Raw genomic sequence first — 24,973 nt, 5'->3', positions numbered from 1 at the left:
GAGGTAATAATGATTGGTAATTCATATAATAATAAAATTGAAGAGCAAAAAGATGATTATCATGACTTCATTCAAAGGTTTTTGTTTTTGCTCGGTAAGATAAAAGAAAAGAATAAATCAATTCACACTGCTGTAGCTAGTTTTTACATATTATCTTTTTTAATAAAATACAATGCCAATTTTAATGAAGATGAAGTGTATAAAGCCGTTATCCAAGATTTCAATAATGTAAAGGAGGCGAGACTAGAGCTTCAAGATAAGGCTAAAAAAGTATTGAATGGGTATATTGAAAGTGGTGTTGAAACAGTGTCAATATATGGTAGTTGTGCAGAAGTTAAATTGGGAGCTAATAAAAACAAATTCAAAGTCAGTGAGTTTTTGAATAGTAATTTCTGTCAAGATAATGGAATTTCAGGATTTTCAACTCTGCATAGCAATGGAAAAAATGGAATGCACGGTTTTGTTTCTGAAGAAGGAATAAGGCACTATGTTGTAACTGATGGTGCATACGAAATGACTCTGAATTGGTGTGATGAGGACGGAAAAAAGTGCACTATTATAATTAATATTGATGCTAATGGTATAGAACTTATCGAGCGTAATCGTGTTACTGATGATCAATTGAAAGCAAATAAAGATGTAAAAATAGGTAACTTATTCTTGTATCAAATAAAATTTAGAAATAAGGAGAAAGGCAATCATAAATCATCTGAGATTGTGATAGAAAATAGTAATAGAAATATTAACATTCAAACAACTCAAGAAATTGAGCTTGGCAGCAAAGAAGCTCAAATAGGCAGTACTAAAATGCAAGACAAAATTGCACAAGTTGTAGATGACAGCTTAAACGAAAGAATTAATAAATTGGAAAAAGAAAATACAAGATTAACTGGAAATAATCAAACTATATTAGAACAATTACAGCAAAAAATGAGAGAGGTGGAGGAATTAAATGGAAAGGTAAGGGAAAAAGATGAAGTTTTGGCTGAAGTAACACAAAAACTCAAGCAGCCAAGTGATTCGGTAGAGAGTGAATTTGAAAGGAGAAAAGTAGAGAAGGAAAAGTTAGAGGAGAAGTTAAGGAAAGCGCAAAAAGAGATACAAAAGTTAAGTAAAGAAAAAGCTGAATTAGTGCAAGAAAAGCAAGGCTTGGAAGAATATGCTAAAATTCTAGTTGTCAAAATACAAAAACTAGTTAATCAAATAGGGCGATCAGAGCTTAAACTGGATGAATCAATAAATGAAAATAAAAGGTTAGAACAAGAATTGAATGATACTAAAAAAGATTTAGGTGATAAATATAGTGAAATCCAGAGATTAGAAAGTCAATCACATGAATTAGAATCTAAAAAAGTAACAGAATTGATGACATGTTTAGAAAAGAAAGAGAAAAAAATAGCAGAGTTAGAAGCGCAGTTGCAAAAAGAAAGTTCTGAAACTTATGATTTAATACTTAAATCATCGGATTTAGAAGAAGAAAAAAGACGATTACAAGAAAAGTTAAATGAAAAAACTCAAGAAGTGATTAAACTAACTGTAGATTTAGAAGAACTAAGTAAGCAATCGGAAGAGAAAGAAACTAAATATTTCAGTAGGATTAAAGAGTTAGAAAAAATTCTTAATAAAGAAAGAAAAAACAGTGAAGAGTTGGAAAATTATAGCATCAATCTGGAGGAAGAAAGTCAAATTCAACATGAAAAGTACAAAGAGTTACTATTTGAGAAGCATTCTATAAAAGAAGAAATTTCAGATTTGAATGATCAATCTTCATTAGTTCATCAGAATCGTGTGAGCTTAGCACAAGATTTGGCAAAAAACATGATATATTTGTTCAAAGAGAATGTAAGAGAAGGAGATAAAGTGATTATATCGCAGGAAACTGTATTAGAGATTTTGAATAGATTGGAGGAATTAATCAAGAATGTTGGAGTCAGTGATCAAGAAATAAAAGGAGTAATTGAAGAAATATCTGTACAAACTAATGATAGCCTTCCTCCTTCAGATATAAGTAATGGAGATTTATCAGCACTACCAAATAAAGAGCTTGATGAAGCTTCATATTCAGAAGATTTTGGATATTCTGGGAATGTTCAAAAAAGTGTGTCAAACCGAGAAATAAAAATAAAATAGAAACAAAAAATAGAGGTTTGATATATGAGTTACAAAATAGAAAATGGAACGACTGGCCTGGTAGATTACAAAGAGCTGGAAGCAAATATACTGTCATCAATAAGGGAAGGTAAACCATTGATGGGGAGAGATGGAGCATTAACACCATTTGTAAAAAGGCTGCTGGAAGCAAGTCTAGAAGGTGAAATAGAGCATCATTTATCCAATGAAAGAGAAGAAAAGAATCGAAGAAACGGAAAGAATGGCAAAACTTTGAAGACGAGTATTTGAACTATTGACACCAAGAGATAGAGAGGGAAGTTTCGAACCACAGATAGTGAAAAAAAGGCAAACAAGCTTACATCCAGAACTTGAAACAAAGGTCTTGAACATGTTTGCAAGCGGTGTGGGATACAGGGATATAGCATCCTATGTGGAAGAAATCTATGACCATAAAATATCTGCAGCAGAGATATCTGGAATTACAGATAAATTACTGCCTATAATCAATGAATGGAGGAGTCGTCCCCTACAATCAGTATACCCGATAGTATTTATGGATGGGATGTTTTTTAAGGTCAAAGAGAATGGACATTGCATAAGTAAATGCATGTACAATATATTAGGAATAGACCAAAATGGCAGAAAAGAAGTACTGGGTTTTTACTTAGCAGAAAGTGAGGGAGCTAACTTCTGGCTAGGCGTATTAAATGACTTAAAAGAGAGAGGAGTAGAAGACATTTTGATAGCTTGTGTTGACGGTCTGAAAAGCTTCCCTACAGCTATAAATAGCGTATTTCCCAATGCTGAGGTACAGTTATGCATTGTGCACCAAATAAGAAATTCACTAAAATACGTATCCAGCAAAGATATAAAAGTTTTTATGAATGATTTGAAAAAAATATACCGTGCTACAAGTAGAGAAATCGCCGAAAATTATTTACTTGAACTGGAGGAAAAATGGGGTGAAAAATATCCTTTAGTCATAAAATCGTGGCAAAACAATTGGGAAAATTTGTCTAGTTATTTTAAGTATTCTGGCCCTGTTAGAAGGCTAATTTATACCACCAATCCAATTGAGGGGTTGCACAGACAAATCAGAAAATTTACTAAAACCAAAGGTTCATTTACCAGTACAAATGCCTTGTACAAATTGGTATATTGTGCTATAAAAAAGATAGAGCAAAAATGGGCTATGGCTTTGCCTAATTGGGCTCTAACTATATCTCAACTTGATATCTTTTTTCCTGATAGGTTAAAAATTGAGTTGAACTAAAAATTCGCTTTGACACACTTTTTTGAACATTCCCGATATTTTGATTATTATGTATTATATTGCTATGCCTATGCAAACTTTTCTTGATAGTATTAAACTTTTTTCTTAAAGAACTTTCATCATTGCCTAAATTGTGATTATTAAATTCTTTGTAAAAATATTCTTACTTATGAAGCGCTACTATACCTGTAAGAGCCTTTATCACTAAATGAACTATATCACGCAATATTTCATCCTCAATTTTTCTATATTCTCTCACTAATCTTGTAACCACAATCTCCACTTTCATATCCTTGTATAGCTCTTCTCATAATAGTAGGAACAAGATAAGATAGTGATTTAGTATAACAAGAAGGTAAAAATGCCAGCAGCGTACAGTTATGACTTAAGGAAAAAAGCCATTCAGGCGTTGGATGAAGGAGAGAGCAAAACAGCAGTAGCAAATTTTTGGCCCTCTCTAATAACTTCAACATCACTAAATTCAAGGGATTGGCCTTCTATTATTTGGAATCTTTCATGTCCTTTTCCTGCAACTAGCAGAATCATATTTTCATCATGTGCTATATTTATACCTTTCTCTATAGCTTTTTTTCTATCTCCTATCTCCAGTGCATCAGGGCAATGTAACAAAATATCGTGACGAATTTTCCCCGGATCTTCATCACGCGGATTGTCATCTGTGACTATAACTTTACCTGCAAGCATTTGTGCTATTTTACCCATCTCTGCACGTTTTGTTTGATCACGATTCCCACCACAACCGAACACTAGAACTATCTTTTTATTGAAGTGCCATTTTAAAGACAACAGAGCTTGTTTGAGTGCACTTGGAGTATGAGCGTAATCGACAAATGCAAAAGTGTTCACTTTTTCCATTCTTCCAGGTGGAGAAGCGAGTTTATCTATACACATTCTTTGATAGTCCATACCAGATGAAATAACTATACCGATTGCACACAACAAATTATATGCTTGAAATTGCCCAAAAATTGGAAAAAATGCGTTATAAATTTCATCACCGATTTGAATTGTTAGGTATTGACCATTGGCAGTGGGTATCTGCTTTAATAAAGTAATGTCAGAGTTTTTTTTTCCATAGGTTATAACTTTGTTGCCACGCTTTTCAGCTATGTTGAGCAACTCTCCATATTCGTCTATATCTGCATTTAAAATCGCTGTTTTTTCTTTTGGCAATACCTCATCAAACAACCTTTTCTTGGCCTCAAAATACTCATCGATACTTTTGTGATAGTCCAAATGATCTTGAGAAAAATTAGTAAAAGCTGCAGCATTGAGCCTGAGTCCATGGATTCTGTATTGATCGATTCCATGGCTTGAAGCTTCTAATGCTAAGTGTTCTACGTTCTTATTATTTATGTCACGCAATGTGGAATAAAGATCATCTGCACTTGGCGTTGTAAGGCTATTATCTTTTCTATTATTATTGACACATGTTCCCAGTGTTCCTATAGACGCTGCATTATCTTGCCAAATCTGGCGACAAAACTCCACTACTGAAGTTTTACCATTCGTACCAGTTACAGCAGCAATATATTTAGGTTGTTTGAATTGATAAAACCTGCTGACTATTTCACTGTATATTTCTTGAGGGTCCGAGTGGTAAAGCACTGCAAAACTTGGAGTACTTGTCATTCGAGTAGCGGACACTGGAATCCAGTTTTCATTATACAATTGTCTAGTATGCTTGTTTACAATTAAATTTTCTGGATCCCAGTGTCTGAGCACTGGGATGACATCTTTCTTGGCCCCTTGTATTACAACGTCTACACAGTTGTGTACACATCCATTAGGAAGACATGTTACGTGTTCTTTACTCCTTTCTGACACACAAACAAAAAGGTAACCTTCTTTAACTCTCTTAGGATTACATGTGACGCCTTTGATTTCAATATCAAAGTCAGCATTTACAATGTTATGCAGTAGCTCTTTCAGTCTCACAATCATCTTTAACACTTGAACATGGCAGTCTTATTAATGCAGTATTCAAGTCAAAAATCAAATCTTCAGGATCTTCTAGTCCGCAAAATATTCGCACAAAACTTCCACCATAATCTGAATTCATTACAGATCTTGACATAGATCTATGGTCTATTGGTAATATCAAACTGTCACATCCTCCCCAAGAAGCACCGATGCCGAAAACTTTCATGTGATCAACCATGCAGCTTAGTTCCTCACATGAATATTCTCTATCTAGTACTATACTAAATACACTACTTGCCCCTTTGAAATAACTTTTCCATAATTCATGTTGAGGATGGGAGGGAAGTGCTGGATACAAAACTCTTTTGATTTTTGGATGTTTTTCCAGCCACTTTGCCACTTGCATTGCTGTACTTTGATGCTTCCTCATGCGTGTTTGCAGTGTTCTAAGTCCCCTGTGTGCAAGGTAACAGTCATGCGATTGAATGGTGACTCCATAATTTTTATAGCTCTCATAAAGCAATTTAAAAGTTTCATCTTCAGCAACCATAGCTCCCATCACTAGATCTGAGTGACCGGCTAGATACTTTGTCACCGCGTATAGTGCAACATCAATTCCATAATCAAGCGGCTTAAACAACAAAGGAGTGGCCCATGAATTGTCACAAACGGTTACGATTCCACGTGCTTTAGCAACTTTTACTATATGCTCTATATTTGAAATCTCAAACGTTATAGAACCAGGAGTCTCAATCATGATGAGTGAAGTATTACTCTGAACTAAATCAGTTATATCCTGTGTCGGATTATAAAAAGTTACTTCTACTCCTCTTTTTGGTAGTTCATTTTCGGCAAATCTCTTTAGCCTATAATAACTATTATCTTGTATCAGGACATGTGAACCTGCTTTAGTGAAAGTCAAAATAGCAAAAGTAAGTGCAAATAATCCAGAAGGGTAGATGAGTGCTTGTCCCCTACCCTCAATTTCAGCCAGTGCATTTGAAAAATAATGAACAGTAGGCGTACCAACATTACTGTAACTGTAATCCCTTGCAACACCATCATTGATTACATCGTATATACTTTCTCCATTTGCTGCATTTAAGTAGTCCTTGTAAGTAGGAAATAATATAGTAGAAGAATGATAAACTGGTGGGTTCATCGACCCTTTATAATCATTAAATTTTCTTCCTGCTTTAACTAATAAAGACTCTTCGTTCACATTTTTATTATTTATTTTTTAGATTGTATTCGCTTTGCGTATATAAGTGAAGAGAAATCGCATGTAATCGCTCTATTTCACTCTTTAATAATTCATAGATCAATTTATGCCTCTTTAAAGAGCTCATTCCAGAAAAGTCGTTAGATATTAATACTAATTTGATATGTGAAGGTAGTGTCAAAGAAGAAGCAAAATAATGATCTACATGCTTTGCTGATTCATCGATAATATTAATATCAATTACACCTATTGAATCGCGTAATTTTTCTTCTATTGTCTTAATAATATCCACAATAGTTCCTTTAAGCAACAATACGCTCCTCTTGTCATCCCACAGTATCTGGGCACTGGGATGACAATCGAATTACTTATTCTCTTCTTTATTATCCATGTCTTGATAATCAGAATCTACTACTTTTTCTTCCTCATTATTTGTTGTGGATGAGCTTTCTCCACCTTGTTGTTGAGATTCCTTATACATAGCTTCTCCAAGTTTCATAGATAACTGAGAGAGGTTAGTAACTTTCTGTTGTATTGAATCAGCATCATCAATGTTGTCAGATTTACTCACTTCCTTTAACTCATTAACTGCATTTTCAATAGCAGATTTATCTTCTGGAGAAATTTTATCACCATATTCTGTCAGAGATTTTTCTGTAGAATGAACTAAACTATCCGCTTGATTCTTCACTTCAATAAATTTCTTACGCTTTTCATCTTCTTGTGCTTTTTCCTCAGCTTCTCTCACCATCCGATTTATTTCATCCTCCGATAAACCACCTGAAGACTGAATACGTATTTTTTGCTCTTTTCCAGTAGCTTTATCCTTTGCAGAAACATGCGCTATTCCATTTGCATCTATATCAAATGTCACCTCAATTTGAGGAACCCCGCGAGGAGCAGGTGGTATTCCTTCTAAACTAAACTGACCAAGCAGTTTATTATCAATCGCCAATTTTCTTTCACCTTGATGTACCTTAATTGTAACGGCTGTTTGGTTATCTTCTGCAGTTGAAAATACCTGAGATTTTTTTGTGGGAATAGTAGTATTACGTTCAATAAGTGGAGTGAACACTCCCCCTAGAGTTTCAATACCAAGAGAAAGTGGAGTTACGTCAAGTAGTAACACATCTCTTACATCACCTTGAATAATTCCTGCTTGTATTGCAGCCCCAATTGCTACAACTTCATCAGGGTTAACTCCTCTATGTGGATCTTTGCCAAAGAATTCTTTAACTTTCTCTATGACTTTTGGCATACGAGTCATGCCACCAACAAGAACTACTTCACCAATTTGACTAGCAGACAAACCAGCATCTTCAAGAGCTTTTTTGCAAGGAATTATAGTCCTTTCAATTAAATCATTCACTAAACTTTCAAGCTTTGCTCTTGTTAGCTTCATATTTAAGTGTTTTGGGCCACTTGCATCAGCTGTAACAAACGGTAGATTTATTTCTGTTTCCATTGCACTTGACAATTCTACCTTTGCTTTTTCTGCAGCTTCTTTGATTCTTTGCATAGCCATTGGATCGTTTTTCAAATCAATGCCATTACTTTTCTTGAATTCACCCAGTAAATAATTTACTACTGCATTATCGAAGTCTTCCCCTCCAAGGTGAGTATCACCATTTGTAGCTTTTACTTCAAAAACTCCGTCACCTATTTCAAGAACTGAAACATCAAATGTACCACCACCAAGATCATACACTACTATTGTGTGTCCGTGCTTTTTATCAAGACCATAAGCAAGTGCTGCAGCAGTTGGTTCGTTAATTATTCTGAGGACATTTAATCCAGCAATTTTTCCTGCATCTTTTGTTGCTTGACGTTGAGAATCATTGAAGTACGCCGGCACTGTTATCACAGCATCCTTTACTTCTTCCCCAAGATAAGCCTCAGCTGCTTCTTTCAGGTTTTGTAGTATAAATGCACCAATTTGACTAGGAGAGTATTCTTTACTATCAGTTGTTTTAACCCATGCATCACCATTTTTTGCTGCAAATACCTTATACGGTACACCTAGATTCTTCATTTCAGGATCGCTATATTGGCGACCTATCAATCTCTTAGTTGCAAAAAAAGTATTACTTGCATTGGTAGTTGCTTGCCTTTTTGCTGGAGCACCAATCAACCTTTCTCCAGATGAAGTAAATGCAACTATAGATGGAGTAGTTCTTGCTCCTTCTTTATTCTCAATTACTTTTGTATCCTTGCCTTGCATTATTGCAACACAAGAATTTGTTGTCCCAAGATCTATACCTATTGCTCTTCCCATAATGAATACTCCCTTTTAAATATTATCTGATGTAAAATATATAAGTATAAAACTCGTTAATTACAAGTCCCGTTTAGTTGTTAGAGCCCAAAAGGCGCGAAAGCCATTTAGTTAACCAAAAGTTGCCCGGTAGTTTATCTGAACTACCAGCCTCTTTATCCCTGCTATTCACAATTTGACATCCAGAATTCTGCAATGGCTTATAATCATTAAAATTAATATGGTCTCCTTGCTTTAAAATAAATGTATCTGCATCTAAACTATTATCAATACTAACATTTAATGTAATATTGAACTCTTTTTCGATTGTAGAAACCATATCACGCTTATTATTAAAAATGTGCGCTATAACTGCACTGCGTGCTATTAAATCAAAGGACTTATTTTGATTTTTATTAGCAATATGTTGCAAATCCCTTAGTATCGATGCAACAACCACTTCGTTTGATTTCACTCTTCCAATACCTTTACAGCGTAAGCACTCTGTAGTATTAATTTCCTGTATATTTGGTTTAATTCTTTGTCTTGAAAAGACCATTAAACCAAAGTCATTGATAAAGCTAAATTGAACTTTAGCTCTATCATCTTTAAACGCCTGCTTGATAGCAAATTCAACATTTTTGCAATACTCAAGTTTCAACATGTCAATAAAATCAACAACTATTAACCCTGATAAGCCCCTGAGATTCGCTTGCCTTGATATTTCAGATAATGCCTCCATATTAGTTCTATAAGCTGTTTCTTCTATGTTATCTTCTCCTGTCATTTTCCCTGAATTTACGTCTATTGAAACAAATGCCTCAGTTAAGGTTATCACCAAAGACCCACCAGATGGTAATTCTACTCTATTGCTATATAATTCAGAAATTTGATCTTCGACTCGATAGTAAGTAAAGATTGGAACAGAGCCTCTATATAACCTAGGACGTAATTTTCCTTGTAACACATTTTTAGTGTATTTTCTTACCGCTTCACAAACTTCTCTATCAGATACTATAATTTCTGTATCATTACTACAAAAGTCACGTACAGATCTCATAACTACATCTGCTTCGTTGTAAATTAATGATGGAACATTTAAAGAAGAGAAGTTTTGCTGGATATTTTGCCATAATAAGGTCAAATTATCGTAATCTTGCTCAATTTCTTTCTTACTTTTTCCTGCACCAACAGTTCTTACTATTAAACCTGAGCCTTTTGGTAAATTTATTGAATTTAATATATCCTTTAACTGTTTTCTAACGTTGGTATCTTCAATTCTGCGAGATACTCCACCCCTACTTATGGAATTGGGCATGAAAACACAGTATCTACCGACCAAAGTTACGTATGTTGTAAATGAAGCTCCTTTATTTCCTCGTTCTTCTTTAGTTAATTGAACCAATAACTTTTGATTTACTGAAATCACATCTTGTAACTTATATTTTCTATGTAAAGGTACCTCCCTCACAAAACCACTGCTGGATTCATTACTAGCTGTAGAATCCAGGCCTTCTTCTGTGCAATTATCATTTGAACAGTCCACACCGCTCGAATAGCCTTCGTCAGGGAAAATTTCCTTCTCTTTTTCTGGAATATTAAAGTAATTTAGAGATATCTCAGAAAAAGACAAAAAACCTTGCTTGTTTTTTCCATACTCAATGAACACGGCTTGCAAAGCAGGCTCTATACGCTTTACATAAGCAACGTATATATTACCTCTTAATTGTCTTTTTTCCTTGAATTCTTGTTCAAACTCTACAACCCTACCATTAACTAGTAGGGCAACCCTTACCTCGTTAGAACAGGTAGTACTTTCTATCAATAATAACCTTTTGCCATCACTCGCCACTTATTTACCGTCTGCTTTTCATTCTGAAATCTTTTTATACTACTTAATATATTATTGATTGTCAAGAATTTTGCGACCTGCATTATTGGGTTGACTTTCAGTGTTTTGCGTTCTAAACTTGCATAGAGTTTATTATATCACTAACAATTATGGCGAAAAAAAATGCTTCTTTGCTTGTCAAGCTAGTTAGCACTGCAACTAAAACAACAAAAACTGGAGAAGAGAAACTAACAGGCTATTTTTGTGTAAAAAAACGTAATCCTAAGAACCTTCCCAAAAAGCTCGAGTTTAGGAAGTATGACCCAGTGGTCAGAAGACACGTATTATTTAAAGAAGAAAAATTAAAGTAAGTTTATTGTTATATATAGTTTATAATCAAGTTATACTCTAATAATGGAGCTCAGAGATATAATGGAAGGGAAGGTGAAACTCATAGTGTTGATCATTACACAATTAATAAACATAAAGTATAAAACACAGAAAACGCTCTAAAACCTAAAGTGTCACACGTTAGTAGGTCAAAAATCTAAGGGTTTTCCTTAGAGGGTTTATTGGACTAGATCGGATCAATATATAAACGTAAAAATAACCTGAGCTTGCCTCATATAAAAAGGTTCATGTAATTTGAATACAGAGTAAGCAGTAAAATGGCAAAATAAAATAGATAAAAAAATAGAAGTAAATGCAGACACTGATTTTTCATAAATCAAAAGGTGTGCTAAGAATTCCAGCATCACGTGTATAGCCGTGCGGACATTGTGGTAATTTGCGTAGTAGAAGGTGTCATCCCAGTACTTGATACTGGGATGGTATACTTCTGGTAGATAATGTCGGTATAGTTGTGATTGGAATAGAAAGCACTAAGTTTGCAATGCTATCTGAATAGATAAAAGAACTCATTACTCAGTGAAACAAGACTTGAAATTTTGTGCAATGCTGCTGATTATATCTAGATATGCATCCTTTCCAGGCTCTACATCTGATCCAATAGGATCAAGAATCACCATTTTTACGTCACTAGAAAAGACATTAGGCTTTATGCTATCCTCTCGTGAATGAGAAACAATACATTTAACGTTTTCCTCTTTCATTACCTTTTTTAATTTCATTAAACTCTTCATACCTATGTAAGAATCCTCTTCTATAGAAAGAATGGCGCTTGGGTAACTTAAATCAAAATATTTTTCGAAATATTGATAAGCATCGTGAGTAACTATGTATTTTTGATTTTTTAACTCATCCAATTCTTTCGTAATTTTTTCTACTTCTTGGTCTATCTTTCTTATAGCCTCCTCTGCGTTAGTATTGTATCGATAGGCATTTTCTTTATCTATATTAGATAATGTTGCACTGATAGAAATTATCATACTTTTTGCATTTTCAGGACTCAGCCAAATATGCAAATCTTTTTCATCTTGAATGTGACTAGAAAATGAATGTGGTCGAGCAGGAAGTAGATCGATTGCACTTGATAGCGGTATTAACTTCTTATTTTCTTTAGCGAAAGTTTTAACAAATGTTTCCAAAGAATCATCGATATAAAATATAATATTACTAGATTCTAATTTACTTGCATCTGAAGGCCTGAGCATGTAGTTATGTTCAGACACTATTTCGTACATTAGTAATTCTGGCTTTGAAATCCCATCTGTAACAGAAGCTACAAGTGAGTGTATAGGTTTGATTGTAGCTACAATTTTTAAATTGGATGAAAAGGCACTATTGTAGTATAGTGTAAGTGAAAGTAATAGAAAAAAAATCAGTAAATGTCTCATATAAATATTGAGAAGAAGTCAATTTTTGACAAAAAATTAAGTAATGTCAATAACTGCATTCTAAAAATAGAAAACCTTACTCTTGCACATGGTAGTAAAAAAGTTCTTGATAATATCAATATATCAGTAGAAAGAGGAGATATAGTTACAATACTTGGTCCAAATGGCGGAGGTAAAACCTCTTTAGTGAAAGCAGTTGCTGGTATAAATAAAGGCTATATTGGCAGTATTTTATTTGCCGATAATGTAAAAATTAGCTATATGCCACAAAATTTTAGTATTGGTAATTTGATGCCAATAACAGTTGAGTCTTTCCTTTTCAATAGCTCCTCGAAGAGATTCAAAAAAAATCAATCTATCGTTACAGAAGCGATAGAATTGGTTGGCATCGGTAACATTTTAAAGAATCAAGTATTAGAAATTTCTGCAGGACAAACACAACTACTGCTACTTGCACGTTGTTTAATTTCAGAATCTGATTTGATCATTTTAGATGAACCAGTCAGTGCAATGGATATTAACGCACGAGCTAAATTTTACGATATTATAAATAAAATCGCAAAAGAACGATCAGTGTCGATTCTCATGACTTCTCATGACCTTAACTCTGCTCTACCATCCTCAGATTACATAATTTGCATAAATAATACTATCTATTATCAAGGTAAACCTGATGAAATTATGGAGATAAATGAAATATTTGGCAGTTACGCAGCGAAATGATTCAAAATATTCTACGTCTTCTGCAAATAACTACAGTGCTAACACGCTACAATGTGTTACCTTATTTACTTCCACCATCAAAAAAATCAATAAATAAAATACAAGGTCATAAACTAAAGCGTGCTCTTGAAAGATTAGGTCCGGTGTTCATTAAATTTGGGCAATCCATTTCATCACGCACTGATATTTTAAATGAGGACATAACAAATAACTTGCTATTGATATGTGATAGATTGCCATCATTTTCGTATAAAATAGCAGTTAAAACTATAGAAAGTGAGTTTAATTGTAAATTAAGCGACATTTTTTCAAGTTTTTCTGAAAAGCCAATTGCAGCAGCATCAATTTCTCAGGTGCATAGAGCAGTTACAATTGAGGGTAAGGAAGTTGCTGTAAAGGTTTTGAGGCCAAATATTGAGAAAACATTCTCAAGGGATATAAAAATGCTTTCTTGGCTTGCAGAAATTGCAGAAAAATTTAGTGAACAATCAAAAAGGCTGAAGCCAGTTGAATTAGTCAAAACTTTTGCTGAAATTTGCCGATTAGAGTTAGATCTACGCTTTGAGGCTGCCCACTCTTCGGAACTGAAGGAAAATACTAAACATGACAGAGGTTTCTACGTACCTGAAATAGATTGGAGTAGAACTTCAAAAAAGGTTTTAACATTAGAATGGATGGAAGCTATACCAATATACGAAGTTGAAAAGCTGAATAACCGAAAGCAAATAGCTATCAATCTTATAGAATCTTTTTGTAATCAGGTATATAGGGATTGTTTTTTTCATGCTGATATGCATCCTGGAAATTTAATGATCGATAGTAATAACAATATTATTGCCCTGGATTGTGGAATCATGGGTAGAATAGATCGTGAGACATGCTACTACGTTATAGAGATACTCAAGGGATTTTTAAATCGGGATTACGATCACGTTGCAAAAATGCACTTTAAAGCTGGTTATGTTCCATCACAGCATAGAAATTTTGTTACAGCTTGCAGAGCAATAGGTGAGCCCATTGTTGGACAGCCTATACAGAAGATTTCATTTGCTCGATTACTTACTCAGCTACTAAAAATAACTGGTGATTTTGATATGAAAGTTCAAACACAATTGTTATTGCTGCAGAAAACTATGATTTTATTAGAAGGAACATGTAGGAAAGTCTATCCAGAAATCAATATGTGGAAAGTAGTTGAAACATGGATAAACAGTCAACATGAAAGTAAAATAGGGTATAGGGAAAAAATTAAAAGCTCTTATCCCATCAAAACAATCCAAGGAATATTTAGCCTTATAGAAAAATTAAACCTAGTAGCTGACAAAAAATTACAAGTGAAAAATAGATCAAATGGAAAAGCCTACTTTTTACTTTGGTCTGTAATTATAATTCTCATCGTTAAACTTTTAATTTCTTGAACTAAAAGATAATAAAAGCAAGTTTACAACAACTATTTAAGTCTTGAAACCACTCAGGTTCACATTCACTCGAATTATCAAGGTATTTTCAGGATGTATAAAACTTTCAGCAGAGTTTAGAGAAGAAGTAAAAACCTTAACTCTGTCTTAAACTGATAACATTATCAAATTCAGTGCTTGTCACATCACTCAGTACTGTACTTGCTTTATATGAACAGTAGCACCCAATTGCAATGAAAACAAGTGCAGCTACAGCAAGTGAAATACATATTTCTAAATTCGATATTGTTAAACATGCACCAATAGCAAACGCTCCAGATAACACAAAAGAGGCAGAGGCATAGTTACTTTGCCTTCTATTATAAATGCTTGCTTCTGAAAGTTTTCTGTTTTTGTTCTTTGAGTCTTGATTTTGAGTTTGAAGTTCTAATCTCCCCTGCCCCAAATTCCTTTCTAACTTTAAAATTTTGTTAGTGTCTCTAGTTCTTTCACTTACGGCCCTATTCAGCTCTTGCTCTTTTTCTGTAAGTTGAGCCTTTGTTCTTTCAAGCTCATTTCTAAGGTTTTCGAGCTGCTGCAATTCTTGAGCAATCAAATCGTCGTTTATTTCCGGGGCAACATTATGTACATTTGCTGAAGACTGTTCCACAGTTGCAGGGAATTTTCCATTTAGATATTCTCTGACAGGATTAAAACTTTTAAGCAACTCAATAACAATTTGATCATTCATAAAGCAATTATCTTCTACTAATTTTTTTACATCACCCAAATCTTTTCTATTAATAGCATCAGTTAATCGCTCTTTCATAGCTTGTTCAATGATTTGCTTCACCCATGGATTTTGCTCTATAGCTGGTATCGGTTTTATTTGATTAAAATCTAGGTCTTTATGTTCTAAAAGTTTAGTCAATACTTCCTCGTTATCTTGTGTTATTCCTTGTAAACATGATTTGATAATCAGGCTAAGCAGCGTTTCTATTTCTCCATTGAAATTTCTTTTCCAGCAATTAGGGTTGAATTCTTCATTTAATAGTCTTTTTGCTTCATGGAAATTTCCATGAGAAAGAGCATTCAATAATTGTTTTCCTGTTTGTGCTTTTTGTATTTCTATGATCAAATGCTCAGCACGATGTTTTTTAGCAAATTCCCCAGGATTTTGAAATCTTTTATTTTGTAGATACATACTTATTCTCGGATGACTTAGTAAGAGTTGTAACACTTTCCTTTGTTGAAAGGACATTGCTAGATGCAAAGCTGTATTGCCATCACCTTTTTTTTGAATATTAACATCTATGCTTCGGTGAAGTAGAAGTAACCTAATCATACTCTGATATTCTTTTTCTTCTTCTGTTTCAGAGCCTGCAGATAAATCACCAATTATAGATATCAAAGGTGTCATGCCTTCTTCATTAAACGCATTAACATCCGCACCTTCTTCCAGAGCTCGCTCAAAATCTCCTAGCTTTTTTTCATCAATAGCTTCAAATAATTTTGTTGTTGATTGTCCTGAAGTTGTTTGATTTTGAGCTCGTAATCCTGTATCATCAACAACACTTCTTCTAAAACCTACATTACTTCTCGAAAGCATACTAAATTCTCCTCAATCTATAATTTATTAACATAATTATAAAAAAAACAAAGAAAATTGCAAGTAATTTAGTTAAAAATTTTAGAACTAATTATGATTCCAAAAACTTTTCTGCATCAAGTGCAGCCATGCACCCTGTACCTGCTGCAACTACTGCCTGGCGATATACCTTATCTTGAACATCGCCAGCGGCAAACACCCCTGCCCTACTTGTTAGAGTTGTTCCAGGTTTCGTAATTATATAACCTTGCTGATCCATTTCAACAAAGCCCTTAAAAATAAATGTATTTGGCGCATGCCCAATTGCAATAAACACTCCATCCACTTTCAATTCCTGGATTTTTTTGGTTTCTGTCGATTTAATTGTAACGCCAGTAACTTTTTTTGGATTTTCTTCTCCAAGAACCTGTTCTACGGTATGATTCCATATCACCTTTATCTTATCATTTTTAAAGAGCCTGTCTTGCATTACTTTCTCTGCTCTTAATTTATCACGCCTGTGTATCAGTATAACTTCTTTAGCAAATCGAGTTAAAAATATTGCCTCTTCAACGGCAGTATTTCCACCACCAATCACAGCTACAACTTTATTCTTAAAAAATGCGCCATCACAAGTTGCACATGCTGAAACTCCGTAACCTTGAAATTTCTTTTCACTCTCCAGGCCAAGCCATTTTGCTTGTGCACCAGATGCAATTATAATTGAATCTGAATAGTAGTCATTACTATTACCAAAGGACTTGAATCCATATTCACCAGAACCTTCAAGTTGTTCTACACTTTTTATCTCATCGTCTATTATTCTTGCTCCCGCCTTCTCTGCATGCAACCTCTTTTGTTCCATGAGTTCTGGACCTTGTATAGAAATAAAACCTGGATAGTTTTCAACATCCGTAGTAATTGTAAGCTGACCACCAGGTTGCATTCCTGTTACTACAATTGGCTCTAAATTTGCACGTGCTGCATATATAGCAGCAGCATAACCCGCTGCTCCAGATCCAATAATAAGAACTTTTGTACTCAATTTATAATTCTGCACTGTGTGAGTTTAGATAATCAGCCACTCCTTCATCGCTTGCCTGCATTGCTGGCTTACCTTTTTTCCACCCTGCTGGACATACTTCACCATGCTCTTCATTATGTTTTATTGCATCAATAATTCTAATAAACTCATCGATATTACGCCCTAAAGGAAAATCATTTATCGATTGGTGACGTACAACAAACTTATCATCAATAACAAAAGTTGCTCTTAGTGCAATTGAGTCATCATATAAGACCCCATAGTCTCTTGATATAGACTTTTTGATATCAGACACTAAATTGTAGCTAACCTCTCCAATACCACCATCATTAACTGGAGTGTTTCGCCATTTATAGTGTGAAAATTTTGAATCTATACTTATTCCTATCACTTCAACATTACGTTTTGAAAAATCTTCTATTTTGTTGCTAAATGATATCAACTCAGTTGGACAGACAAAAGTAAAATCAAGTGGATAGAAAAAAAGGACAGCATACTTATCCTTTATATGTTTACTTAAACAGAAATCATCAACTATTTTTCCACTAGCAAGAACAGCCGAAGCAGTAAAATCGATAGCGGATTTTGTTACAAGATTCATAACTAACCTATTCATTCTTAATATTTATAATTTTATACCTTGATACATTTACATGCAAGTTTTCTTTAGCCCCAATCCTATAAAAACGGTTCTGTTGCATCTATAAACCATAGGAAAGAAGATCATTAAAGGTGGGATTATAGGAGTTATGAAGCCATTAACATAGCAAAATTCTCAAAAGTAGAAACATTATTTAATAATTTGTCTTTTTTGAATCATACGAATATTTTCTATGCCTGTGATGGTAATCTTTGCGGAATGGAAGCTTTTAAACCCAAGCATTGGCTTTATTAGTTTTTTGATAAATCTATCAACAATATTATTTAGATATTTTATTTGAAGAACTGTAATCTTCAGAAATTTCTGCATTCAAATCATCAAGAGCAGCAGTATTACTGCCGCTTTTATCAATTACAATTTTCTCAGGAAGATAGTTACTCCTGAAGGCTTTACGAAAGAATGCAAGTGCTGCAGACTTGTCTCTACTAACACACAAGAGGAAGTCTACAGTATATAAATAAACCCATTTACCGTTTAATTTAATGTAAGTCTCTCCAACTACTACCAACCTGCTTCTTTCTTTTCCTTACTGCCTCATCTATCAGTGGTGATAACCCACCTTTGTAACGTAGCATTTTGCTTCCCTTATACTCATCATTTCTTCCAAATCTCGATAGCTCAAAGAGAATCGACATTTCATGTATACAGATAACATCCGCTGAAAAGCTAAATCCTTTGAAATATGGCAACAATTTTTGATTGATACGAAACATCTTTGCTTTTTTTTTAGACAATTATATCATTCTTCTTTCTACTTCCCTACAAATGCGACAGAACCTTTTCATGATACTGTTTATAATCCTCAAGACTCTTTGATATTTTGCCTTTTAACTCTTCTTGCGAATCTTTGCTTTTTAACGTTTCTTGCAAATTTTTGTCTTCTAACAACTCGTTAGCTTTAGATTTTTCAATTTTTTGCTTCCATTCATCATACGTATATTTACCACGTTGTGTATCTTGACACTCGCCTCCTACATTAAATAGTTCTTCATTACAGATTGTATCACCCTGATAAAAGTAATCGCTTATATTAATTTTATCGCTAGTTAAAGTTTGTCTAATTGCTGCTTTATTTTCTGCAAGTTCTTCTTTATATTTAGAGATACAGTTTCTCATTTCTTCTTTACAATCTGTAGTCATAAGCTGTTTCCTTTAATAAAATAATTAATACTTTATTACTAATCTGAGGTATACTAAGGTAGTGATAAGAAGTCCAGCATCTACAAAGTTTGTTTAAACTATTTTCAAAACGAATAAAATGTAATTTTAGGTAAATAAAATGAATTACGATGTAATCATTTCAGGTGGTGGGCTAATTGGTCTTATTACTGCTATTGGCCTGAGTAATGACTCTGTATCTGTAGCCGTAATTGAGAAAAATAGTTTACCACGTGCAGTTGATGATAATCGAGCATTTGCTATTTCTCAAGGGTCAAAAAAAATACTAGAAAAATTAGGAATTTGGCAGTTCTTAGAAGATGAAGCTGAACCAATACTTGATATATGCATATTAGATGGAGATAGCCCATTTACTGTTCATTATGACCATAAAATGGTTGGTGAAGAGCCAATGGGTTATGTAATCAAGAGCGCTATTATATGGAATGCAATTAATAATAATTTTTTGCATAAACTCAATATATATTCTCCACGTTTCTATAAAACAATCGCTTGTGACGAAGGATACGTGGAAGTTACTCTTGATAATGATCAAAAATTGATATCATCGCTATTTATCTGCGCTGAAGGTAAAAACTCTAAGCTGCCAGAGTTGTTTTCTATAACAATAATAAAATTTGATTATAAACAAAATAGCATGGTATTTAATGTAAAACATGAACTACATCACCAAAACTTAGCTGTAGAGCGGTTTTTTCCTGGTGGTCCATTTGCAATTTTGCTAATGAAAGGTGGCTATACTTCTTCAATAGTTTGGACAGAAAAATGCGAAATTTCAAAAATGCTGATGAGCTTATCTGAAGAGGAGTTTATCATAGAACTCAAAAAAAGATTTGGTTCTTATTTGGGAGAAATTGAATTAGAGGGTGAAAGAAAATCTTACCCTTTGAGTTTTACTTTTGCGAGAAAGCTTCATAAAAGCAGAATTTTGCTTATTGGCGATGCAGCACATTCAATCCATCCAGTTGCAGGTCAAGGACTTAACCTTGGAATGAGAGATGTAGAGAGTGTTATTAGACAAATAACTGCTGCAAAATCCTCTGGCATTGATGTTGGCAGTAATTATCTATTGAAGAAAATTTCACGTGATAGATACTTTGATAATTTTACTATGGCACTTGCAACTGATGGACTAAATAGAATATTTTCCAACAGAATACTTTGCGTTAAAGTTCTGAGCAATCTTGGTTTAATGGTAGTTGAAAATTCAGATTTTCTTAAAAAAAGCTTCGTTCGACATGCTATGGGGTTTATATAAATCATTAGATTTCTTTCATCATAATCAGGTGTCATTAGAGTAGTTGACACTGGAGCCCAAATTCCATAATGTCATGCCAGTGCCCAGACACTGGCATCCAGAAAAATTTATAAGCAAACTTGAGCTTACGCTAAATTTGATGAAATGAAAAACTGAATTCCAGCGGGCTTTGTTTCATCACTCTTCGGATAATAGGTAACGTGGAATAAATTCATGAAGCTATCTCAAATTTAGCCATGCCTATATCAGTAAATTTGTTAAGCAAATAACACTTGAGTAGCAGTTCTCTCTCACGATTAACCTCAGATTTGTTTCTAAAACTAAACCCAAATGTTTGCTTCAGTCGCGAGAAAAAACTTTCTATATAAGATCTCTTCCCATAATTTATCTCTTTTTTCCACCTCTTCATACCATCTTCATCATATGACTTTATGAGCTTGATTGTAGAATTTCTCTCATCCATATAATCCAACTTTGGATGCTCTACTGCATTATTTTGCGGAGGAATCCTTGTCTTTATGTCAAGCTCATCGCACAGTTTGTATAACTTCTTTCGATTATATGCCCTGTCTGCATATAGTGTGCTTATATTATATTTAACATCAATCCTTGCAATAAGATCACATGCTCCATAGTGGTCAGAATAAACTCCGCCACTGTATTTTGCTGCTATAACTTTTTTGCTACCTATCTCTAGCATTACATGCAGTTTTCTTGTTTGCTCATAGCGGCGATACTTTCTATCTGTACCATTTGCCTTGCTATGACCTGGAATATTATTGTAGATCAGTACTATCTATGGCAATCTCAATATCTTCTGTATTATTTTTATCATGTCTTCGATCATTAATTTTGATGTTAAGTTTTTTAAGCCTTCTTGAGGCCTGGGAATAGCTAATAACTTGCAAGTTTTTCCTTACTTGCTCAAGGTACCCTTCTATAAATCCCGCTGTTTGTCTCAGACCTATTCTAAATAAATAAGTTATTATGTGAACCAGAATCACGACCTTATCGCTATAAATATAGTTGCCACCAGCCATTTTTGGACCTTTTTCGTACCAATTTTCTATGGCATCATTGACGTAATAAAAAATATTTCCCCTCTCTTGGAGAAATTTGTTATATTCATGGCAGTTACTGACTCTCATTTTTTGTGGCATATTTTTCTTTAGTAGTTTAAATGCTTGTCTTATAGTGAATTTTGTCAGTAACTGCCAGTTCTTTTTATTTGACCTATGCAACAAAGCCATTCCAGCGTCACGCACTGGAATGACAAGAAAAAGGGTACTGGCATGACATTAAATGATTTTCCTTATTTTAGCATTAAACGCGATGAAGAAAATCATTTATAATCGCTATAGCAACTAGTGTTGAAACCTGACGTACCTTTTGGCTTGACAAACGAGAGTTTTTATCTGATTTGACAACAAGGGCTTCTAGATGACTTTGAAAGTAAATATTACCATGCTTATCTTCGATAGCTTCTATTACCCCGTCATTGGCAAATGCTGCAATTTTATATCCAAGTAGCTCTAGCCTTCTTCTATTCTCTGTAGTATTACTTACTGTACCTGAATGAGCATTCGGAAAATAAGTTGAAAACCAGCCATTTTGATTAGGTAGTAAAAATCTAGCTACCACTTTTTCCAAACGACTACCTGGAACAATTTTTATCTGCTGAAGAGATATATTCTCTTTTTGTGGATAGGATGATGATTTTAAATGATTCTTCTCATCATTAACAACATTTGTTATTTCAATTTCTTTTGCATGCATAATGTCTTGTAAACCACCGCATATGGCAAGCAAATGAATTGTAGGATTGTCATCTACTGTTTTTACAATTGCTTCATTCACAAGCTGGCGGTAAGGGTTAAGAGCTGAATGAAAGTTATCTGAAATAAATATTCTGTTTATCTTTTGCTCTTTGATAAATTTTGCAACTTCAACTTTTATTCGATCTAGTATCAGCTTTTTTGCCAATATTTCATCTTGTTTTGCGAACTCTTCTTGGATTTCTTTTAGATTAATTATTTTGTCGTAGTCAATGAATATAGTTTTAACCCCAAAATTATTGAATATCTCATAGATATTTTGAGATTCATCTGTTTGCAATAAACCAACAATTATATTATAATTTACTGCATTTTCCACTGTCAAAGCAGATAATTCTTTGTTTACTTTTTCACTATAAGCGATATTACTTAATAGTAGAAATGTAATTAATAGTATATTAAATATTCTATTGTAACATTTATACATTATTTCCTAAATAATTATATTAATATTATAATATATTATAGAACATTAAGAAAAAGAATGTGGCCTGAGCAGGAATCGAACCAGCGACACAAGGATTTTCAGTCCTTTGCTCTACCAACTGAGCTATCAGGCCAACTACGTACTTTCATTTTTAGATAAAAAACGTTATCATGTCCATCAAAAGTTTTTGAAGTATAGAAACAAAGAATGAACATTAGTAACAAAATAGGAATTTATCCTGGTACATTTGACCCCATAACTTTTGGGCACCTTGACATAATAAAAAGAGCATGTAAGCTAGTCGATAAGTTGATAATTGGTGTTGCAGAGAATGTTAATAAACATACTAATTTTGACATAAGACTGCGCACAAGCATGGCTAAAAATGAAGTGAAAGGAGCAGGAATTGATGCAGATATTATATCCTTTAATGGGTTGCTAGTGAAGTTTGCCAAAGAGCAAAATGCTTCTGTTATTATTAGAGGACTGAGAGCAGTATCGGATTTTGATTACGAGTTTCAAATGAGTTGGGTAAATTATAAGCTCTTTCCTGAAATCGAAACTATATTTCTTCCTGCATCTGAGGATACTCAATTTATCTCATCAAGTTTTGTAAAGGAAATAGCGAGATTAGGAGGAGATGTTAGCAACTTTGTGTCAAAAAGTGTCCAAAGTGAATTGATTAATCTAAATAGGGTAGAAAATGGAGAATAAGTATTTGTTGTCTTTTTTATTTCCAAACGAGTATGTTAGATGTGTAAAATATTGTAAGCTAAAGGAGAGACATGTTAAAAGTGAGGGATAATAATGTAATAGTTTGCTGCCGTGGTGATGAGAATGATGATGGTTCTGGTCATCCAATAGTATACTTACACAAAGAAGGAGAAATGTATTGTCCTTATTGTAATAAGTCAATGGATGAAATAGTGAGTGCCGAAGAATTTCAATCTGTTGAGGTGAAAGTAATAAGCAAGAAGGAAAGAACCAAAGGTTAATAGTACTTCATTTTTTTAGCTTATGTAAATAGCAATGAGAGGGGCAGTAAAAATGAAACTATCCATACGGTCGAGTACTCCTCCATGGCCTGGTATAATACCTCCACTATCTTTAACATTGTAAACTCTTTTGATGAGTGACTCAGTGAAATCTCCAAGTTGGGCTAGAATAGCAACTATCAAACCAATTATTGGAGAATAAAAAATTGGAAATAAACTCAAAAATATTGAGCCAAAAATTGCACACACTATTCCAGCTAAGACTGCACCAAAAAGTCCTAACCAAGTTTTCCCAGGGCTAATGATTGGACAAATTCTAGTTTTACCAAAATTTTTGCCGAAAAAATAGGCAGCAATATCGATGCTCCAAATAGTTAAGATAAGCCATACTAATGCATATTTTCCCTGTGGTAGATTATATAGGCATATTAGCGAGGCATTTGGTAGTGCAATGAGTAGTAATGCAAAAATGTATAAGATTCTATTGCCCTGAGTTAGATTATACCATTCAAAAGAAGATAAAACTGCAATTGAAAAAATTAGTAGATAAAATGATAAATCACTGAAATATGTAGCAAAAGAAAATATGAGTAATATTACTATTGAGGACAATATTCTAACCATAAAGTTATTATCTACCATATTTTTTTTCTCTTTTTGTATAATCTTCTAGTGCTTTGGTCAAATCTTGACAAGAAAAATCGGGCCACAAAGTATCACAAAAATACAATTCAGCATAAGCTGCTTGCCATAATAAAAAATTGCTTAACCTTTTTTCGCCACCAGTGCGAATTAATAAATCCAATTTTGGCAAATCTTTAGTATACAGAAATTTTTCAAATTCCTCTTCCAATACGCAATCAATATTTCCTTTTATGACGTTGTTGATAGCATGTATAATTTCCTGCTTTGCTCCATAACTAACTGCAACAGTGAGTAATAGACCATCGTTCTTATGTGTCACTTCTTCTGCTTTTTTGATTTGATCGAATATTTTACTGGGCAATAGACTTAAATTGCCAATAAAATTTAACTTAATGTTACAATTGTAAATGAATTTCATTTTATCTTCATTAGTTAAAGTGGAGTAAAATAAATTAAATAGGTAGTCTGTTTCGTTTTCAGATCTGAGCCAATTTTCCATGGAAAATGCATACAAAGTTAAGTAAGGTATGGCCAGGACTGTGCAATGCTTAGCAATATCAAATGCAACCTCACTGCCTTTTCTATAGCCATCAATTTTTACCCTTCCTTGATTGTTTGCCCACCTACCATTACCATCCATAATAATTGCTAGATGTTTTGGCAGAGATTCTAGATTCAACATTTGAATTCAACCTGTTCTAATTAGCTTAATGTCTATATCTCTGTATGAAACGTTCACTATATCCACCTAAAACTATATTATTACTGAAAAATCATTGATAGTCTAT

At 33.7% G+C, this 24,973-nt stretch carries 21 protein-coding genes, 1 tRNA gene and 3 pseudogenes; 8 read left to right on the top strand and 17 right to left on the bottom strand.

Going from position 1 to position 24,973, the window contains the following annotated elements; genetic code table 11:
- Nucleotides 1-9 precede the first annotated feature (9 nt).
- Nucleotides 10-2,130 (top strand): hypothetical protein, encoded by a 2,121-nt coding sequence (locus ACQH21_RS02485; protein ID WP_425384427.1) that lies wholly within the window; start codon nt 10-12, stop codon nt 2,128-2,130.
- A gap of 24 nt (nt 2,131-2,154) precedes the next feature.
- Nucleotides 2,155-3,385, top strand: a pseudogene (locus ACQH21_RS02480) (IS256 family transposase).
- Nucleotides 3,386-3,548: 163 nt separating this feature from the next.
- Here ACQH21_RS02480 and ACQH21_RS02475 read toward each other — a convergent pair.
- The 6 genes from ACQH21_RS02475 to ACQH21_RS02450 form a co-directional block, all read right to left on the bottom strand.
- Nucleotides 3,549-3,674, bottom strand: coding sequence for a hypothetical protein (locus ACQH21_RS02475; protein WP_006013387.1), 126 nt, complete (start codon nt 3,672-3,674; stop codon nt 3,549-3,551).
- A 113-nt stretch (nt 3,675-3,787) separates the two neighbouring features.
- Entirely contained in the window at nt 3,788-5,350 is a 1,563-nt protein-coding gene (locus ACQH21_RS02470) for a Mur ligase family protein (protein WP_425384543.1), read from the bottom strand.
- Nucleotides 5,319-6,551, bottom strand: coding sequence for a cystathionine beta-lyase (gene metC / locus ACQH21_RS02465; protein WP_425384426.1), 1,233 nt, complete (start codon nt 6,549-6,551; stop codon nt 5,319-5,321). The genes ACQH21_RS02470 and metC overlap by 32 nt, the downstream gene beginning before the upstream one ends.
- Nucleotides 6,552-6,558: 7 nt before the next feature.
- On the bottom strand, nt 6,559-6,843 hold the full coding sequence (locus tag ACQH21_RS02460; RefSeq protein WP_425384542.1) for a BolA family protein: 285 nt from the start codon (nt 6,841-6,843) through the stop codon (nt 6,559-6,561).
- Between the two features lie 72 nt (nt 6,844-6,915).
- Complete coding sequence (gene dnaK, locus ACQH21_RS02455; RefSeq protein ID WP_425384425.1) at nt 6,916-8,826, bottom strand: molecular chaperone DnaK; 1,911 nt, start codon at nt 8,824-8,826, stop codon at nt 6,916-6,918.
- 73 nt (nt 8,827-8,899) lie between these two features.
- Nucleotides 8,900-10,657 (bottom strand): Rne/Rng family ribonuclease, encoded by a 1,758-nt coding sequence (locus ACQH21_RS02450; protein ID WP_264704611.1) that lies wholly within the window; start codon nt 10,655-10,657, stop codon nt 8,900-8,902.
- Between the two features lie 149 nt (nt 10,658-10,806).
- Between ACQH21_RS02450 and rpmG the strand changes: the two genes are divergently transcribed.
- A complete protein-coding gene (gene rpmG, locus ACQH21_RS02445) occupies nt 10,807-11,007 on the top strand; it encodes a 50S ribosomal protein L33 (protein WP_012481745.1) in 201 nt (66 codons plus the stop codon).
- A gap of 549 nt (nt 11,008-11,556) precedes the next feature.
- On the opposite strand, the gene ACQH21_RS02440 is transcribed toward rpmG, so the two are convergent.
- Nucleotides 11,557-12,432 carry a zinc ABC transporter substrate-binding protein gene (locus ACQH21_RS02440; protein ID WP_425384424.1) on the bottom strand — a complete coding sequence of 292 codons (876 nt, stop codon included), beginning with the start codon at nt 12,430-12,432 and terminating at the stop codon, nt 11,557-11,559.
- Here ACQH21_RS02440 and ACQH21_RS02435 point away from each other — a divergent pair.
- Complete coding sequence (locus tag ACQH21_RS02435) at nt 12,424-13,155, top strand: metal ABC transporter ATP-binding protein (protein WP_264686436.1); 732 nt, start codon at nt 12,424-12,426, stop codon at nt 13,153-13,155. The two genes, ACQH21_RS02440 and ACQH21_RS02435, sit on opposite strands and share 9 nt — an antisense overlap.
- On the top strand, nt 13,152-14,573 hold the full coding sequence (gene ubiB, locus ACQH21_RS02430; RefSeq protein WP_425384423.1) for a 2-polyprenylphenol 6-hydroxylase: 1,422 nt from the start codon (nt 13,152-13,154) through the stop codon (nt 14,571-14,573). Before ACQH21_RS02435 ends, ubiB begins: the two co-directional genes overlap by 4 nt.
- A gap of 136 nt (nt 14,574-14,709) precedes the next feature.
- On the opposite strand, the gene ACQH21_RS02425 is transcribed toward ubiB, so the two are convergent.
- The 5 genes and pseudogenes from ACQH21_RS02425 to ACQH21_RS02405 all read right to left on the bottom strand — a co-directional run bounded on the left by ACQH21_RS02425 (nt 14,710) and on the right by ACQH21_RS02405 (nt 18,986).
- On the bottom strand, nt 14,710-16,161 hold the full coding sequence (locus tag ACQH21_RS02425) for a TomO hydrophobic C-terminal domain-containing protein (RefSeq protein ID WP_425384422.1): 1,452 nt from the start codon (nt 16,159-16,161) through the stop codon (nt 14,710-14,712).
- A 91-nt stretch (nt 16,162-16,252) separates the two neighbouring features.
- Nucleotides 16,253-17,200: a thioredoxin-disulfide reductase gene (gene trxB / locus ACQH21_RS02420; RefSeq protein WP_425384421.1), complete on the bottom strand. Its 948-nt coding sequence runs from the start codon at nt 17,198-17,200 to the stop codon at nt 16,253-16,255.
- On the bottom strand, nt 17,187-17,786 hold the full coding sequence (locus ACQH21_RS02415; protein ID WP_010401485.1) for a peroxiredoxin: 600 nt from the start codon (nt 17,784-17,786) through the stop codon (nt 17,187-17,189). Before ACQH21_RS02415 ends, trxB begins: the two co-directional genes overlap by 14 nt.
- Before the next feature lie 146 nt (nt 17,787-17,932).
- A pseudogene (locus tag ACQH21_RS02410) lies at nt 17,933-18,559 on the bottom strand (IS6 family transposase).
- Nucleotides 18,560-18,605: 46 nt separating this feature from the next.
- Nucleotides 18,606-18,986: a hypothetical protein gene (locus ACQH21_RS02405; protein WP_374699349.1), complete on the bottom strand. Its 381-nt coding sequence runs from the start codon at nt 18,984-18,986 to the stop codon at nt 18,606-18,608.
- Between the two features lie 139 nt (nt 18,987-19,125).
- On the opposite strand from ACQH21_RS02405, the gene ubiH reads away from it, so the two are divergent.
- Nucleotides 19,126-20,283 (top strand): 2-octaprenyl-6-methoxyphenyl hydroxylase, encoded by a 1,158-nt coding sequence (ubiH, locus tag ACQH21_RS02400; RefSeq protein WP_425384420.1) that lies wholly within the window; start codon nt 19,126-19,128, stop codon nt 20,281-20,283.
- A gap of 211 nt (nt 20,284-20,494) precedes the next feature.
- Here the strand turns inward: ubiH and ACQH21_RS02395 are convergent.
- The 3 genes and pseudogenes from ACQH21_RS02395 to ACQH21_RS02385 all read right to left on the bottom strand — a co-directional run bounded on the left by ACQH21_RS02395 (nt 20,495) and on the right by ACQH21_RS02385 (nt 22,678).
- Nucleotides 20,495-21,443, bottom strand: a pseudogene (locus tag ACQH21_RS02395) (IS5 family transposase).
- Between the two features lie 163 nt (nt 21,444-21,606).
- Complete coding sequence (locus ACQH21_RS02390; protein WP_264375532.1) at nt 21,607-22,545, bottom strand: gamma-glutamyl-gamma-aminobutyrate hydrolase family protein; 939 nt, start codon at nt 22,543-22,545, stop codon at nt 21,607-21,609.
- Nucleotides 22,546-22,605: 60 nt separating this feature from the next.
- Nucleotides 22,606-22,678, bottom strand: a tRNA-Phe gene (locus tag ACQH21_RS02385).
- Between the two features lie 74 nt (nt 22,679-22,752).
- Between ACQH21_RS02385 and coaD the strand changes: the two genes are divergently transcribed.
- Together coaD and ACQH21_RS02375 are read left to right on the top strand one after the other, a co-directional pair.
- Nucleotides 22,753-23,259 carry a pantetheine-phosphate adenylyltransferase gene (gene coaD / locus ACQH21_RS02380; RefSeq protein WP_007302835.1) on the top strand — a complete coding sequence of 169 codons (507 nt, stop codon included), beginning with the start codon at nt 22,753-22,755 and terminating at the stop codon, nt 23,257-23,259.
- Between the two features lie 71 nt (nt 23,260-23,330).
- Nucleotides 23,331-23,540 (top strand): zinc-finger domain-containing protein, encoded by a 210-nt coding sequence (locus ACQH21_RS02375; RefSeq protein ID WP_007302836.1) that lies wholly within the window; start codon nt 23,331-23,333, stop codon nt 23,538-23,540.
- Nucleotides 23,541-23,555: 15 nt separating this feature from the next.
- Here the strand turns inward: ACQH21_RS02375 and ACQH21_RS02370 are convergent, their stop codons facing one another.
- On the bottom strand, nt 23,556-24,182 hold the full coding sequence (locus tag ACQH21_RS02370; RefSeq protein WP_264375531.1) for a phosphatidate cytidylyltransferase: 627 nt from the start codon (nt 24,180-24,182) through the stop codon (nt 23,556-23,558).
- Nucleotides 24,172-24,867: a polyprenyl diphosphate synthase gene (gene uppS, locus ACQH21_RS02365; protein ID WP_063630495.1), complete on the bottom strand. Its 696-nt coding sequence runs from the start codon at nt 24,865-24,867 to the stop codon at nt 24,172-24,174. Before uppS ends, ACQH21_RS02370 begins: the two co-directional genes overlap by 11 nt.
- Nucleotides 24,868-24,973 lie beyond the last annotated feature (106 nt).

The sequence above is a fragment of the Wolbachia endosymbiont (group B) of Eupithecia inturbata genome (assembly GCF_964030915.1).
GTDB lineage: Bacteria > Pseudomonadota > Alphaproteobacteria > Rickettsiales > Anaplasmataceae > Wolbachia.
The sequence above is the reverse complement of the archived record's forward strand: the minus strand, read 5'-3'. Positions and strand labels throughout refer to the sequence as shown.

Bases quoted from the DNA above. Each gene is read 5' to 3' on its own strand.
- ACQH21_RS02370 (WP_264375531.1), bottom strand. From the start codon at position 24,182: ATGGTAGATAATAACTTTATGGTTAGAATATTGTCCTCAATAGTAATA.
- ACQH21_RS02415 (WP_010401485.1), bottom strand. From the start codon at position 17,786: ATGAATCTTGTAACAAAATCCGCTATCGATTTTACTGCTTCGGCTGTT.
- ACQH21_RS02440 (WP_425384424.1), bottom strand. From the start codon at position 12,432: ATGAGACATTTACTGATTTTTTTTCTATTACTTTCACTTACACTATAC.
- ACQH21_RS02435 (WP_264686436.1), top strand. From the start codon at position 12,424: ATGTCTCATATAAATATTGAGAAGAAGTCAATTTTTGACAAAAAATTA.
- rpmG (WP_012481745.1), top strand. From the start codon at position 10,807: ATGGCGAAAAAAAATGCTTCTTTGCTTGTCAAGCTAGTTAGCACTGCA.
- uppS (WP_063630495.1), bottom strand. From the start codon at position 24,867: ATGTTGAATCTAGAATCTCTGCCAAAACATCTAGCAATTATTATGGAT.
- ubiH (WP_425384420.1), top strand. From the start codon at position 19,126: ATGAATTACGATGTAATCATTTCAGGTGGTGGGCTAATTGGTCTTATT.
- ACQH21_RS02405 (WP_374699349.1), bottom strand. From the start codon at position 18,986: ATGACTACAGATTGTAAAGAAGAAATGAGAAACTGTATCTCTAAATAT.
- ACQH21_RS02470 (WP_425384543.1), bottom strand. From the start codon at position 5,350: ATGATTGTGAGACTGAAAGAGCTACTGCATAACATTGTAAATGCTGAC.
- ACQH21_RS02390 (WP_264375532.1), bottom strand. From the start codon at position 22,545: ATGTATAAATGTTACAATAGAATATTTAATATACTATTAATTACATTT.
- ACQH21_RS02485 (WP_425384427.1), top strand. From the start codon at position 10: ATGATTGGTAATTCATATAATAATAAAATTGAAGAGCAAAAAGATGAT.
- coaD (WP_007302835.1), top strand. From the start codon at position 22,753: ATGAACATTAGTAACAAAATAGGAATTTATCCTGGTACATTTGACCCC.
- ubiB (WP_425384423.1), top strand. From the start codon at position 13,152: ATGATTCAAAATATTCTACGTCTTCTGCAAATAACTACAGTGCTAACA.
- dnaK (WP_425384425.1), bottom strand. From the start codon at position 8,826: ATGGGAAGAGCAATAGGTATAGATCTTGGGACAACAAATTCTTGTGTT.
- ACQH21_RS02375 (WP_007302836.1), top strand. From the start codon at position 23,331: ATGTTAAAAGTGAGGGATAATAATGTAATAGTTTGCTGCCGTGGTGAT.
- ACQH21_RS02475 (WP_006013387.1), bottom strand. From the start codon at position 3,674: ATGAAAGTGGAGATTGTGGTTACAAGATTAGTGAGAGAATATAGAAAA.
- ACQH21_RS02425 (WP_425384422.1), bottom strand. From the start codon at position 16,161: ATGCTTTCGAGAAGTAATGTAGGTTTTAGAAGAAGTGTTGTTGATGAT.